Origin of the sequence: Microbacterium sp. S1037 (genome assembly GCF_048381605.1) — a bacterium.
In the GTDB taxonomy this organism is placed as follows: Bacteria; Actinomycetota; Actinomycetes; order Actinomycetales; family Microbacteriaceae; genus Microbacterium; species Microbacterium testaceum_B.
Genome location: NZ_JBLWIG010000001.1, coordinates 1,216,200 through 1,229,717 on the forward strand (window position 1 = coordinate 1,216,200; position 13,518 = coordinate 1,229,717).

The following is a 13,518-nucleotide window of genomic DNA, read 5'->3' on the forward strand; positions in this document are numbered from 1 at the left end:
GGCGACAGGGGGTCAGATCAGCGACAGTTCGCGCAGCTTCGCCTCGACGTCGGCGTTGCTGGGCTCGACGTGGTGGCTCGAGTCGGGGTACACCACGACGGGGATGCTGGTGCGGCCCGAGATCTCCTTCGCCACGTCGGCGGCGGCGGGGTCGGCGACCAGGTCGACGTACTCGTACGCAATGCCGAGGTCGTCGAGCTGCTTCTTCGTGCGGATGCAATCGCGGCACCAGTCGGCACCGAACATGCGGATGGGAGCGTCAGAGGACATGTCTCCAGGGTACGCCGGAGAGTAGGTCCGCAGGCGGCCGGCGGGTCAGGCCGCGAGTTCGTCCTCGAGGGGTTCGCGCACCGCGGCCACGGCAGGCGCCGCCTGAGCCTTCTTCGGTGCGTACACGACGAGGGCGTGGAACACGAAGCGGATGATGAACGCCGCGATGAGCGTGAGTGCCGCCGCGAGCACGCTCTGGATGTGCGCCTCGTTGACGAGTAGCCAGATGACCGGGATGCGCACGATCGCCTCGATGCCGTTGAACGTGAACGACTTGATGAAGCGGTGCCGCATGAGCCCCGACTCCTCGCGCATGTCGGCGAAGACGAGGTACTCGAGCGCGATGAAGTTGGCGATGATGGTCAGCACGCTCGCGATGACCGCGGCGACGAGGTATTGCACGCCGAAGGTCTGCAGTCCCCACATGATCGCCAGGTTCGCCACGGCGCCCAGGCCGCCGACGACGGCGAAGGCCGACATGCGACCGAATCGGAGCATGGTGAGCTGCGTCAGGAAGCGCATGCCCTGGCTGAACGAGGCCTTGCTCTCGCCCGCGAAGCGGGGAGCGAAGTCGAACGGCACCTCGGCGACGCGCATCTGCTTGCGCGCGAGGATCTCGAGCAGGATCTTGAAGCCGCGCGGGCGCAGCTCCTCGATGTCGAGCGAGCGACGGTCGATGAGGAAGAAGCCCGTCATCGGGTCGGAGCAGTTGTGCAGCTTCTTCGGGAACATCGCCTTGGTGAGCATCGTCGACGCACGCGAGACCATCGTGCGCACGGCGTTCGCGAGGCCGTCGGAGGTACCACCGTCGACGTAGCGCGAGGCGACGACCACCTCGGCGTCGCCCATCTCGGCGCGCGCGAGCAGATCGGCGATGACCTCCGGCGGGTGCTGCAGGTCGCCGTCCATGACGACGCAGAAATCGGATGCCGCGGCCTTGATGCCTTCGACGACCGCCCCGCCGAGCCCGCCCTGCGGTGCGTCGCGGTGGATCAGGCGGACCGGGACCGGAGCGTTCTGTGCGACACCGCGGATGATCTCGGGGGTGTCGTCGGTGGAGTCGTCGACGAAGATGATCTCGATGTCACGACCCGGGAGCGCTGCCGCCGTACGTCGAACGAGTTCGGCGACGTTCGGACCTTCGTTGAAGGTCGGAACGATGACGGAAAGGATCATGGGCTCTCGCGTTTCGGAAGGGAAGCCAGAAGTACACAGCGTAGACCGGCCGACGCGTGCTCAACTTGGTATTGTGGATCAGTTACCTGGGAGGTAGCAGGTGTTCACCCCTGTTCGTCCCCGGTAGAGTGTGCCCCTCGCCCGATCAGCCGATGGCATCCTTCAGGTCGTCGACGGTCATCCCGTAGTTCATCCGGATGACCGGAAGAGCGAGCTTGTCGGTGCCGATGCGCACGTAGCCGTGCTCGATGGTGCGCCCCAGCTCGAAGCCGGCTTTGCGCACTCCCTCTTTGGTCGTGTCGTTGTAGTGCCCGAACGGGTAGGCGACGACCTCTTTCGCGCCGAGGATCGTCGCGGACTGCTCGAGGTCGGCGGCGATCGTGTCGGCGTCGTCGTTCACCATCCGCCCCTTGCCGTTCTCGCCCGCGCGGTGCATGTCGTGCGTGTGCGAACGCTGGAGCACGAAGCGGTTCGGCGTGGGTTCGGTGCGGGCCGAGGTGATGACGAACGAGGTCGTGAGCAGGTTGCGCTTGTCGACGACGGGGGCGGCGAGTTCGAGCCATGTGCTGTCGGCGTCGTCGTCGGTGATGATCACGGAGTGCTTCGGCAGGAACACCTTGCCGTCGATGAAGGCGCTGAGCTCGTCCCAGGTGGGCAGGTAGAAACCGCCCTCCTGGATGTAGGCCATCTGCGCATCGAAGTCACCGATGTAGGCGTAGTTGAGGTGCAGCCAGTTGTCTTCGCCCTCGGGCTTCGTCGTGAACTGGTGGTACATCAGGATCGGGATGCTGGCATCCTCCGCCGCGTTCGCGTCAGGGGTCGTCCAGCCGGCGTGCAGCGTCTTCTCCTGCGCCGTGCACGTGACGAGGTCGGAACCGTTGACCCGGGCGGAAAGCGTCATGGCGGCCGCATCCGCGGCGGAGTCGTACCAGCCGGCGAACACGCGACCGTCGGCCTGGGGGAGGGGCAGGCCCGTGTACAGCGTGTCCTGCGTCTGGAGCTGCGGGGCGAGCGCGATCCCGTCGCCCGCGAACGACACCGCGCACGCTTTCGGGTCGGTGGTCGTCGCGAGGAGCTGCTCCGAGGCCGTCTTCGGCGTGGGGGTCGGCGTCGGGGTGTCTTCGACCGCGGGCGCGGTCGTGCCGTCCGCGGTGGGGGTCGATGCTCCGCGGGTCAGGGCGAAGGCGGTCACTCCGCCCGCGATCAGCACGATCGCCGTCGTGGCGACGAGGGTTCGGCGAAGGCGCGTACGACGCGTGGTGCGGCGACGATGCTGGGCGCGTGTCGTGGTCATGATCCCTCGGGTCGGGTGCGATCGGCGGCGATCAACGCGATCCTAGCGGGACGTTTTGCGCACACCCCGGACGGTCCTGCCGAATCGGTCGGGGGTGAACGGCGATGATGGAGGAATGATCCGCATCGGCATCGTCGGTACCAGCAGCATCTCCGAACGCTTCGCCGAGGCCGTCGGCGTCGTCGACGGGGTCGAGGTACGTCGCGTCGCCTCGCGCGACGAGGAGCGCGCACGCGCCTTCGCCGAGAAGATCGGTGCCCCCGGGATCGCGCTCGGGCTCGAGGGTCTCCTCGACGCCGGCGACGTCGACGCGGTGTACCTCGCGAGCCCGAACTCCGCGCACGTCGCTCAAGCGCAGACGGTTCTGGATGCCGGCATCCCGGTGCTCGTCGAGAAGCCGGCGACGCTCACCGCGCCGCAGTGGGAAGAACTGGTCGGGCGTGCCGCCGCTCGCGGTGTGGTGCTGTTGGAGGCGATGCGGAGCGCCTACGACCCGGGTCTTGCCGCGGTCGCGGATCTGCTGCCGCGGCTCGGGACGGTGCGCCGGGTCTCGCTGCGTTACGAGAAGCGCTCCGCGCGCTACGACCATGTGCTCGCGGGCGAGCAGACGAACATCTTCGACCCGGCCCTCGGTGGCAGCGCGCTGCGCGACCTCGGTGTGTACCCCCTGCACGCGCTCGTCCAGCTCTTCGGCGTTCCGCGGGCGGTACAGGGCGTCCGGATCGGCATCGCCTCGGGGACCGATGGGCTCGGGAGCGCCCTGGCCGCCTACGACGGATTCGTCGCCGATATCGCCTGGTCGAAGATCACCGACACCGCCCTGCCGAGCGAGATCCAGGGCGAGGACGCCTCGCTGCGGATCGACGCGATCGACGCCCCGCGGGTCCTCGAGGTGACGCCGCGCGGGGGAGACGTCGAGGTCGTCCGCGTCGAGGCTCACGAGAACGTCATGGTCGGCGAGGTCGAACGCTTCCGCGACGCGATCGGCGGCGCCGACATCCGCGCGGACCAGGAGCAAACGACCGCCACGCTGCGGCTCGTCGACGCGCTGCTCGCCGAGCCGCTCCGCTGATAGTCACCTGCTGACGGTTCACCTGCTGTTCTCCCGGGGTCGATAGGACGGACCGATGAACAGAACCGGGAGCCCGTGGGAGGTTTTCCGGGCGTTCCTCCGCCTGGGCCTGACCTCGTTCGGCGGCCCGGTCGCGCATCTCGGGTACTTCCGTGACGATCTCGTCGTCCGCCGCAGATGGATGGACGATCGCGCCTACGCCGATCTCGTCGCGCTGTGCCAGTTCCTCCCGGGGCCGGCGTCGAGTCAGGTCGGCTTCGCGATGGGGCTGCAGCGCGCGGGGTTCCTCGGCGCGATCGCGGCTTTCCTCGCGTTCACGCTCCCCTCAGCGGTGCTCCTCGTCGCGTTCGCCGGCGGGGCCGCGCTCTTCGGCGGCACCGTCGGCGCCGGAGTGCTCGAGGGGCTCACGATCATCGCCGTCGCGATCGTCGCGCAGGCCGTGTGGGGGATGGCGCGAACCCTCACCCCCGATGCGACCCGCGCGGGTATCGCCGTCGCGGCGGCGGCGCTCGCCCTGCTCGCCCCGGGAGCGGTCGGTCAGTTGGGGGCACTCGCCGTCGGCGTGGCCGCCGGTCTGGTGCTGCTGCGGGGTGTGACCGAGGCCGCATCCGCACCGCTGCCCCCGTTCGGGGTGCCCCGGGGGATCGCGATCGGATGCCTCGTGCTCGCGGGCGTGGGACTGATCGGCCTCCCCGCGCTCGCCGCCGTCAGCGGCTCGGGCGCTCTCGCTCTCGCCGACGCCTTCTTCCGCTCCGGTGCCCTCGTCTTCGGCGGCGGTCACGTCGTGCTCCCGCTGCTGCAGGCGGAGGTCGTGCAGACGGGGTGGGTCTCGCCCGAGACGTTCCTCGCCGGTTACGGGGCTGCGCAGGCCGTGCCCGGCCCCCTCTTCACCTTCGCCGCGTTCCTCGGTGCGGTGAGCACCGTCGGCCCGGGCGGGATCGCGGGTGCCGCGATCGCGCTGGCGGCCATCTTCCTTCCCGGCTTCCTCGTGCTGGTGGGAGTGCTGCCGTTCTGGGACGCCGTGCGTGAGAGGCCGCTCGTCCGCTCGGCGATGCGCGGGGCGAACGCCGCGGTCGTCGGCATCCTGGGCGCGGCTCTCTACACGCCGGTGTTCACGACCGCGGTGACCGGGCCCGCGCCGTTCCTGCTGGCACTGCTCGGATTCGTGTTGCTCACGCGGTTCCGCGTGCCCGCGTGGGCGGTGGTGATCATCGGCGCCGCGGGCGGGGTGGCCATCCGCCTGCTCACGTCCTAGGGCGATTCTCGGTATCGGCATCCGTGACACCGCGTCTCGTCGGTGCCAGGATGGGCGCACGCCGCCCGGTTTCGAAGGAGAAGCCCGTGTTCCAGAGCCCGTACCCGCCCGTCGACATCCCCGACGAGAGCATCTACGACGACCTGTTCGGTTCGCTCGTCGAGGCCGATCTCGATCGGGTCGCCCTGATCGACCCGGCGACGGGAGCCGAGACCACGTACCGCTCGCTCCGCGCCCAGGTCGACGCCTTCGCGGGAGCGCTGGCCGCCCGCGGTGTCGACACCGAGACCGTGGTGGCCCTGCTCTGCCCCAACGTTCCGGCGTTCGCGACGGTGTTCCACGGCATCCTGCGGCTGGGCGCGATCGTCACGACGATCAACTCCCTCTACACGGCGCACGAGATCGAGAACCAGATCCAGGATGCCGCGGCCACCTGGCTCGTGACGGTGTCGCCGCTGCTCGGGCCCGCGGCCGAGGCCGCGCGGGCGGCGGGCATCCCCGACGACCGGGTGATCGTGCTCGACGGAGCCGAGGGGCACCCCGACCTGCGGAGCATGCTCGCGGAGGGGCGCACCCCGCCCGACGTCGCCTTCGACCCCTCGACGCACGTGGCGGTGCTGCCGTACTCGTCGGGCACGACGGGGAACCCGAAGGGCGTCATGCTGACGCACCGCAACCTCGTCGCGAACGTCCACCAGTGTCGGGTCGTCATCGAGCTGCAGCGAGACGACCGCGTGCTCGCGGTCCTGCCGTTCTTCCACATCTACGGCATGACGGTGCTGCTCAATCTTGCGCTGCGTCAGCGGGCGAGCCTCGTGACGATGCCGCGGTTCGACCTCGTCGAGTTCCTCCGGAACATCCAGGAGTATCGCTGCACGTTCCTCTTCATCGCCCCGCCGATCGCGGTCGCCCTCGCCAAGCACCCGGTGGTCGATGACTTCGACACCTCGTCCGTCCGCACCGTCTTCTCGGGGGCTGCCCCTCTCGACGGCGAGACGGCCGAGGCCGCCGCCCGCCGCATGAGCGCCCGCATCCTGCAGGGATACGGCATGAGCGAGCTCAGCCCGGTGTCGCACGCCGTCCCCGAGGACCGCGTCGACATGCCCGCGAGCTCGGTGGGGGTGCTCATCCCGAACACCGACGCGAAGCTGATCGACCCCGAAACGGGTGCCGAGATCGAGGCGCACGGCGACGACGGTCTCACCGCGCCGGGCGAGATCTGGGTCCGCGGCCCGAACGTCATGCTCGGCTACCTGAACCGCCCCGACGCGACGGCGGAGACCCTGGATGCCGACGGTTTCCTCCACACCGGCGACATCGGCGTGCACCACGTCAGCGGGTACTTCTCGATCGTCGATCGGCTGAAGGAGCTGATCAAGTACAAGGGCTATCAGATCGCCCCGGCCGAGCTCGAGGCTCTGCTGCTGTCGCATCCGAGGATCATGGATGCCGCCGTCATCGGCGTGGACGACGACGACAAGCAGGAGATCCCCAAGGCGTTCGTCGTCGCCGCGCCGGACTCGGGGCTGACGGCCGACGAGGTGATGGCGTTCGTGGCCGCCGAGGTCGCCCCGCACAAGAAGGTGCGCCGCGTCGAGTTCATCGAGGCGATCCCGAAGTCGGCATCGGGCAAGATCCTGCGGAAGGATCTCCGGGCGCGCGAGCGCGCCTAACGGCCCGAGAACACCGAAGGGCGAGACGTCTCCGCGACGACCTCGCCCTTCGGTGTGTGCGCTGCGCTTACGGCGCGATCAGCGCACCGGTCTGCGCGGCGGATTCTTCGGCGCGCTTCTCTTCGTCGTCGCGGCCGCGACGCTCGTCCGCGGCCTCCTGCAGCGCCGACTTCGAGCGCAGCGGCGGCGTGCGGAAGAACAGCGACAGGACGAAGGCGAGCAGCACGACCGACATCGCCACCCAGTAGACCGTCACGGCCGAGGAGTTGAACCCGACCAGGAACGGCTTGGTGAGACGCGCGTCCGCCCCGACGAGGAACGACGTGTCATCGAGGGTGGAGTCGCCGATCGAGGTGTTCTCGTCGCCCGCCGAGAACTGGTCCTCAAGGGTCGTGGCGACGGTGTCGACGAAGGCGGCGCGCTGCCCGGCATCCGAGAAGTCGAGCGACACCGTCCCGTCGGCGGCCACCCGCGCGACGGGCACCTGCTCCTGGATCTTCGTCGTCGCGGCGGCGATGGCTTGCGACACGGCGGCCTGGGTCGCCTGCGCCTGTGCTGCCGCCGGGATCTGCCCCGCGGCGACCTGCTGCGCGACCGCCTGGGTCGCGGCATCCGTCGCCTGCTGCACGCCCTGCTGGACCTGCTGCGTGACGGCATCCGAGGTCTTCGTGACGATCGGGGTGTAGATCGCGTTCATGATCTGCGCGTTGGCCGGGGCCGACGAGACCGTGGGATCGAACGCCGCGTCGAGCGCGTCAGTGAGGGTCGTGCGGTCGCTGAACGAGCCGATGATGTTCGACGGCATGAGCGTGAACAGCAGCGACAGCAGCACGGCCGTGCCGAGCGTGCCGCCGATCTGGCGGAAGAACGTCGACCCGCTGGTCGCCACGCCCATGTCGCGCAGGCCCACGGAGTTCTGGCTCGCGATCGTCAGCGTCTGCATCAGCTGGCCGAGGCCCAGGCCGATGACGAGCATCGACAGCGCGACCTGCCAGTACGGGGTGTCGTACTTGAGGAACGTCAGCAGGAAGAAGCCGACCGACATCAGCAGCGTGCCGAGGATCGGGAACATGCGATAACGGCCGGTGCGGGCGATGAGCTGGCCGCTCACGATCGACGCGATCATGAGGCCGAGGATCATCGGCAGCATCTCGAAACCGCTCTGCGTCGGCGTCGAGCCCAGCACGAGCTGCAGGTACAGCGGCAGGGTCAGCATCGCGCCGAACATGCCGAAGCCGACGAGCACGCCGATGACCGTGGCCATCGAGAAGGTCGACGAGCGGAAGAGCTTCAGCGGGATGAGCGCGTCGTCCTTCATGTAGGTCTCGGCGATGACGAAGGCCAGGATGCCGAGGGCCCCGACGATGTAGCAGGCGAGGGCGATCGGCGAGCCCCAGCCCCACTCGCGACCCTGCTCGGCGACGAGGAGGAGGGGGACGAGAGCGACGATGACCGTCGTGGCGCCCCACCAGTCGATGCGCACGGAGTGGCGCGGCTGCTTCGGGATGTGGAGGAAGCGCCACACGATCGCGAGAGCGACGATGCCGATCGGCACGTTGATGAGGAACACCCAGCGCCAGCCGGTGATGAACAGGATCTCGCTCGCGCCCGCGAACACACCGCCGACGAGGGGGCCGATGACGCTCGAGATGCCGAAGACGGCGAGGAAGTACCCCTGGTACTTCGCGCGCTCGCGCGGAGCGAGGATGTCGCCCATGATCGCGAGCGGCATCGACATGAGGCCACCGGCGCCGAGACCCTGGATCGCGCGGAACGCGGCGAGCTCGACCATCGAGGTCGAGAAGCTCGCGAGCACCGACCCGATGATGAAGATGAGGATCGCGATGAGGAAGAGCGGGCGCCGGCCGAAGATGTCGGAGAGCTTGCCGTAGATCGGCGTCGAGATGGTCGACACGATCAGGTAGGCCGTGGTGACCCACGCCTGCAGGCTCAGGCCCTGGAGGTCGTCGCCGATCGTGCGGATCGAGGTTCCGACGACCGTCTGGTCGAGGGCGGAGAGGAACATGCCGGCCATGAGGCCGAAGATCACGAACATGATCATGCGGTGGGTCATGACCGTGTCGGTCGCCGCGGTATGCGCACGCCGGGTGCGAGTGATGTCTGACATCGGGGCCTCTTCGAGAGAAGGCCTGGCGGACGGCTCGGGGAGGCTCGGTCGGGCGCCAGGTGTTTGCTAAAAGTCAACAAAGTGTAGCGCGTCTCGACGCGTGGGGAAGCCCACCCGACGTCGACTGACAGCTGGGGTCGGCTGTCACTCCTCGTCGAGCAGTGCGTCGGCTCTCGCCTCGTCGAAGTCGATTTCGACGCCGAGCCAGGCGTTGATGCGCTGCGCCGCGATCGACGTCGCCCGCCAGGAGCCGGTCGTCACGCCGAGCGGAATCTCGGTCTGTTCCGGATTCTTCGGCCAGAGCCACACCACAAAGGCCTGGTCATTGCTCCCGCGCCCGGAGAAGTACCCGTCTCGCAGCCGCATGACACCGGGGAGGGGCTCGGCGGCAGAGATGGCCGAGCGATCGAAGGTGAGTCGGCGCGACCACGACTCGACGACCAGAGCGTCCTCCGTGAGGGTCATCCCGAAGCGGGAGGAGCGAAAGATGGCCGACCAGACGATCGGGCTCAGGATCACGGCGGCCGCAAGGGCGCCGATCGGCAGTCGTACGGGAGTGTCGCCGCCGAAGGTGACGGCGACGCCATGGGTTGCCGCCGACCACACGACCAGCGCCGAGCTGACCGTGGCCATGGCGGCGATGGCGACCGCGGTCAATCGCACGCGGCGTCGTTGGAATGAACCGACCTCGGGGATCGGTCCGAGCGTCACCGCGGCGGGATGTGTCACCGGCTCATCATCGCGGATGGCGTCGTTCCCCGGGGACTCTGACCCGCCAACTGTGCTGACAGGCACGCTCTCTCGGTGCAGAGAGCGGGTGGAAGGCCGGCGACGCTCGCTCAGCCTGAATCGAACCCGGCCGCAACATTGCGCCAGATGAGCGCCTATCGCGGCCTGACGGGACACGGATGCCAGGCTTTCGGCATCCGGAAACAGAAGAACCCCCGTGCGTAGAAGCCACACGAGGGTCCCAGTGGCTCCGACGGGCGTCGATCCCGTGACCTCACGATTTTCAGTCGTGCGCTCTACCAACTGAGCTACAGAGCCTCGCGACACCATGGATGCCGCGACCGAAACGAAAGGCCCTCCGAAAAGGGCCCGTCGCTCAGAGCGACCCTGACGGGACTTGAACCCGCGACCTCCGCCGTGACAGGGCGGCACGCTAACCAACTGCGCTACAGGGCCATGCGTATTTAGTTGTTCATTCGGAAAGTGACCCCAACGGGATTCGAACCCGTGCTACCGCCGTGAAAGGGCGGCGTCCTAGGCCGCTAAACGATGGGGCCGGATGAGGGAGAAACCTCGCGGTTTCGCTCTCGCTTGCCGACGACCGAGCCTACTTCATGATTCGCGAGATTGCCAATCGAGGGCGTGGCGTCCGCGTCAGGGGGCTCGACGGGGCCGACAATGAGGCGCAACGGCGGGAACTCGCTCTGTTGCTCCTGTGACTCGTGTTGCTACTGTGTTCCGAGTTGCGAACCGGTGAGAGAAGGTATTCCCGTGACGCTCGAGCGCCCCGAAGATCAAGACGACTGCGGTTGCGCGCCCTCTGCGAATGAGAGGCGCCGCCTGTGGCCGTCACTCGACCGACGGAGCGCGCTGAAGCTCGGTGCCCTCGGGGCCGTCGCGGTCGGGGCCTTCGGCGCGACCGTGCCGTCGTTCGGATCGCCCGCCTACGCCGCCGACTACCCCTCGTGGGACGACGTCGAAGCAGCCCGCGCGAACGAGGCCGCAAAGGCCGCGGAGATCACGCGGATCCAGGGCCTCATCCAGCAGCTGCAGTCCGAGGTCGCGCGCACGCAGGCCGAGGTCGTCGCCCGTTCCGACGAGTACTACACGGCGCAGCAGGCGTACTTCGACGCCGACTACCGGGCTCAGCAGATCCAGTCGCAGGCCGACGCCGAAGCGCAGAAGGCCACGGATGCCGCGACGAAGGCCGGCAAGGTCGCCGCGCAGCTCTACCGCGCCGGCGGCGACGACACCTCGCTCGACCTGTTCTTCTCCGGTTCGGCCGCGACGGCGGACGATCTGCTCGCCAAGCTCGGCACGATGGATAAGCTCGTCGACCGCAACCGCGCGGTCTACGCCGCAGCGGTGACGGCTCGCGACAACGCGAAGAACCTCAGCAACCAGGCGAACGACGCACGCGCCGAGCGCGATCGTCTGCAGAAGATCGCCGAAGAGAAGATGGTCGCCGCCCAGCAGGCCGCCGCGGCCGCGCAGGACGCTCTCGCCGCGCAGCAGGCCAACCAGGCGACCCTCGAAGCCCAGCTGGCGGCTCTCCAGGACACGACCGCGAAGACCGTCGCCGACTACCAGGCGGGTGTCGAGGCGGAGCGCAAGGCCCGCGAAGAGCGCGAGCGCAAGGCCCGCGAAGAGGCCGAAGCACGCGACCGAGCCGAGCGCGAGCGTCGCGAGCAGGAAGCGCGCGACAACGCCAACAACAACAGCGGCGGCGGTGGCGACAGCGGCGGTGGCGGCGACAGCGGCGGCGGGGGTAACAGCGGCGGTGGTGGTGGCCCCGGCGGCTGGTCACGTCCGTCGTGGGCCGGCACGACCTCGGGCTACGGCCCGCGCTCGAGCCAGTGCAACGGCAGCTACTGCGCGAGCTCGTGGCACCTCGGCCTCGACTTCGGCGCCGGATGCTGGTCGCCGATCTACGCCGCCTTCGACGGCCGCGTGACGTACGCCGGGTACAACGGCGGTTACGGCAACTACATCCGCATCGAGCACCCCGACGGTTCCGGTACGGGCTACGCCCACATCGTCGACGGCGGTATCTACGTCTCGTACGGCCAGTGGGTCTCGTCGGGTCAGCAGATCGCGGCCGCGGGCCAGACCGGCAACTCGTTCGGTTGCCACCTCCACTTCGAGGTCTACCCGCCGTGGGGCGGCACGACCGACCCGGCGCCTTGGCTGCGCTGGCGCGGAATCGACGTCTGACACTCTTCGTCGGATACGAAAGAACCCCCGGTCCTGCGACCGGGGGTTCTTTCGTATCCGTGACGGATCAGAGCGTGTTGGGAGCCTCGCCCGAACCCTGCGTCTTGGTCTGCGCGTCGTGCTCGTCGAAACGCGTGAACGCCTCGCTCACCAGGCGCTCGGCCTCGGCGGCATCCGCCCACTCGTCGACCTTCACCCACTTGTTGGGCTCCAGGTCCTTGTAGTGCTCGAAGAAGTGCGTGATCTCCTTCTTCGTCCACTCGTCGATGTCGGCGACATCCTGGATGTGGTCCCAGCGCGGGTCCTTCGCAAGCACGGCCACGACCTTGTCGTCGCCGCCGGCCTCGTCGCTCATCTTCAGCACGCCGACGGGGCGCACCTTCGCGAGGATGCCGGGGTGCAGCTCGCGGTCGAGCAGCACGAGCACGTCGAGCGGGTCGCCGTCTTCGCCGAGCGTGTTCTCGAAGAAACCGTAGTTGGCCGGGTAGCCGAACACCGTGTAGAGGATGCGGTCGAGGTAGACGCGGCCGGTGCCGTGGTCGACTTCGTACTTCACGCGGCTGCCGCGGGGAATCTCGATGACGGCGTCGTAAGCGCCCATACTCGTGCTCCTTAGATCTGTGGATTTCCGCGCCCAGCCTAGTCGGGAGCCGCCCCGGGCCGGAGTCGGGGCGCCGCTAGCGTGGAGGCATGGATCACCGCCCCGGACTCGACCCCTCCGTCGCCGAGGTGCGCCGCGCCGTGCGCGCCGCCCTCGCCCGGATCGACGGGTCCGTCGTCGTCGCGCTCTCGGGCGGACCGGACTCACTGGCTCTCGCGGCCGCGACCGCCTTCGAGGCGCCGCGCGCCGGCATCCGGGCCCAGGCGGTCGTCATCGACCACGGATTGCAGGACGGATCGGATGCCGTCGCGGCGGCCGCCGCGCAGAAGGCGCGCGCTCTCGGGCTCGAGGCCCGAGTCGTCGCGGTCGAGGTCGGGTCGGCCGACGGTCCCGAGGCGGACGCGCGGACCGCGCGCTACGCCGGTCTCTCGCGCGCGGCGGCGGAGGCGGGCGCGCGCGCGGTGCTCCTCGGCCACACCCTCGACGACCAGGCCGAGTCGGTGCTCCTCGGCCTCGCGCGCGGAGCCGGGGCCACGAGCCTGGCGGGCATGGCACCCGAGCGACAGGATGCCACCGGCCCCACGTGGCTGCGCCCGCTCCTCGCCGTGCGGCGGGCGGCGACCGTGGCGGCCTGCGCCGCCGAGGGGCTCGACCCGTGGACCGATCCGCACAACACCGATCCCGCGTACACGCGGGTGCGGGTGCGCGAGCGCGTGCTACCGGTGCTCGAGGCCGAACTCGGTCCCGGCGTCGCCGAGGCCCTCGCCCGCACCGCGGAGCAGCTGCGCGAGGACGCGGCGGCCTTCCAGGACATGATCGACGAGACGATCGAAGACATCGTCGAGCACGCCGAGGCGGGGATCTCGGTCTCGGTGGCGGCGTTGGCGGCGAACCCCGCGGCGCTGCGCAACCGAATCGTGCGGTACGTGGTCGAGAGCGAGTTCGGGGTGTCGCTCACGCGCACCCAGACCCTCGAGGTCGCGCGCCTCGCCACCGACTGGCGGGGGCAGGGCCCGATCGATCTGCCGGGATGCGTCGCGCGCCGCGTCGGCGGGCGGATCGAGGTCGTCGCGCGGGCGGCATCCTGAATCGACCGACGTAGACTT

General features: G+C 69.2%; 11 protein-coding genes and 3 tRNA genes. 5 read left to right on the forward strand and 9 right to left on the reverse strand.

Translation table 11 applies throughout. The features are described from left to right. Positions 1–12 precede the first annotated feature (12 nt). From ACMW4R_RS05360 to ACMW4R_RS05370, 3 genes are all read right to left on the reverse strand, one after another. Positions 13–270: a glutaredoxin family protein gene (locus ACMW4R_RS05360; RefSeq protein WP_058595771.1), complete on the reverse strand. Its 258-nt coding sequence runs from the start codon at positions 268–270 to the stop codon at positions 13–15. Positions 271–315: 45 nt separating this feature from the next. Then, positions 316–1,446 (reverse strand): glycosyltransferase family 2 protein, encoded by a 1,131-nt coding sequence (locus tag ACMW4R_RS05365; RefSeq protein WP_363337844.1) that lies wholly within the window; start codon positions 1,444–1,446, stop codon positions 316–318. Positions 1,447–1,591: 145 nt separating this feature from the next. After that, positions 1,592–2,740, reverse strand: a complete 1,149-nt coding sequence (locus tag ACMW4R_RS05370) for a polysaccharide deacetylase family protein (RefSeq protein WP_418299362.1) — start codon at positions 2,738–2,740, stop codon at positions 1,592–1,594. A gap of 115 nt (positions 2,741–2,855) precedes the next feature. On the opposite strand from ACMW4R_RS05370, the gene ACMW4R_RS05375 reads away from it, so the two are divergent. The 3 genes from ACMW4R_RS05375 to ACMW4R_RS05385 all read left to right on the forward strand — a co-directional run bounded on the left by ACMW4R_RS05375 (position 2,856) and on the right by ACMW4R_RS05385 (position 6,740). Beyond that, complete coding sequence (locus ACMW4R_RS05375; RefSeq protein ID WP_418299363.1) at positions 2,856–3,812, forward strand: Gfo/Idh/MocA family protein; 957 nt, start codon at positions 2,856–2,858, stop codon at positions 3,810–3,812. A gap of 55 nt (positions 3,813–3,867) precedes the next feature. After that, positions 3,868–5,067 carry a chromate efflux transporter gene (gene chrA / locus ACMW4R_RS05380; RefSeq protein ID WP_418299364.1) on the forward strand — a complete coding sequence of 400 codons (1,200 nt, stop codon included), beginning with the start codon at positions 3,868–3,870 and terminating at the stop codon, positions 5,065–5,067. Between the two features lie 86 nt (positions 5,068–5,153). Continuing rightward, positions 5,154–6,740 carry an AMP-binding protein gene (locus ACMW4R_RS05385; protein WP_058595766.1) on the forward strand — a complete coding sequence of 529 codons (1,587 nt, stop codon included), beginning with the start codon at positions 5,154–5,156 and terminating at the stop codon, positions 6,738–6,740. A 67-nt stretch (positions 6,741–6,807) separates the two neighbouring features. On the opposite strand, the gene ACMW4R_RS05390 is transcribed toward ACMW4R_RS05385, so the two are convergent. The 5 genes from ACMW4R_RS05390 to ACMW4R_RS05410 form a co-directional block, all read right to left on the reverse strand. Then, positions 6,808–8,868 carry an MDR family MFS transporter gene (locus tag ACMW4R_RS05390; protein ID WP_418299365.1) on the reverse strand — a complete coding sequence of 687 codons (2,061 nt, stop codon included), beginning with the start codon at positions 8,866–8,868 and terminating at the stop codon, positions 6,808–6,810. Positions 8,869–9,012: 144 nt separating this feature from the next. Continuing rightward, on the reverse strand, positions 9,013–9,597 hold the full coding sequence (locus ACMW4R_RS05395) for a hypothetical protein (RefSeq protein ID WP_058595765.1): 585 nt from the start codon (positions 9,595–9,597) through the stop codon (positions 9,013–9,015). A gap of 245 nt (positions 9,598–9,842) precedes the next feature. Further along, a tRNA-Phe gene (locus tag ACMW4R_RS05400) sits at positions 9,843–9,915 on the reverse strand. A 64-nt stretch (positions 9,916–9,979) separates the two neighbouring features. Beyond that, positions 9,980–10,053, reverse strand: a tRNA-Asp gene (locus tag ACMW4R_RS05405). Positions 10,054–10,081: 28 nt separating this feature from the next. After that, positions 10,082–10,154: transfer RNA gene (locus ACMW4R_RS05410), tRNA-Glu, on the reverse strand. A gap of 214 nt (positions 10,155–10,368) precedes the next feature. Between ACMW4R_RS05410 and ACMW4R_RS05415 the strand changes: the two genes are divergently transcribed. Then, positions 10,369–11,811: a peptidoglycan DD-metalloendopeptidase family protein gene (locus tag ACMW4R_RS05415; protein WP_058613902.1), complete on the forward strand. Its 1,443-nt coding sequence runs from the start codon at positions 10,369–10,371 to the stop codon at positions 11,809–11,811. Between the two features lie 67 nt (positions 11,812–11,878). Here the strand turns inward: ACMW4R_RS05415 and ACMW4R_RS05420 are convergent, their stop codons facing one another. Further along, positions 11,879–12,412 (reverse strand): inorganic diphosphatase, encoded by a 534-nt coding sequence (locus tag ACMW4R_RS05420; protein WP_058595763.1) that lies wholly within the window; start codon positions 12,410–12,412, stop codon positions 11,879–11,881. 89 nt (positions 12,413–12,501) lie between these two features. Between ACMW4R_RS05420 and tilS the strand changes: the two genes are divergently transcribed. Next, positions 12,502–13,500: a tRNA lysidine(34) synthetase TilS gene (tilS, locus tag ACMW4R_RS05425; protein ID WP_418299366.1), complete on the forward strand. Its 999-nt coding sequence runs from the start codon at positions 12,502–12,504 to the stop codon at positions 13,498–13,500. The last annotated feature ends 18 nt before the right edge of the window (positions 13,501–13,518 follow it).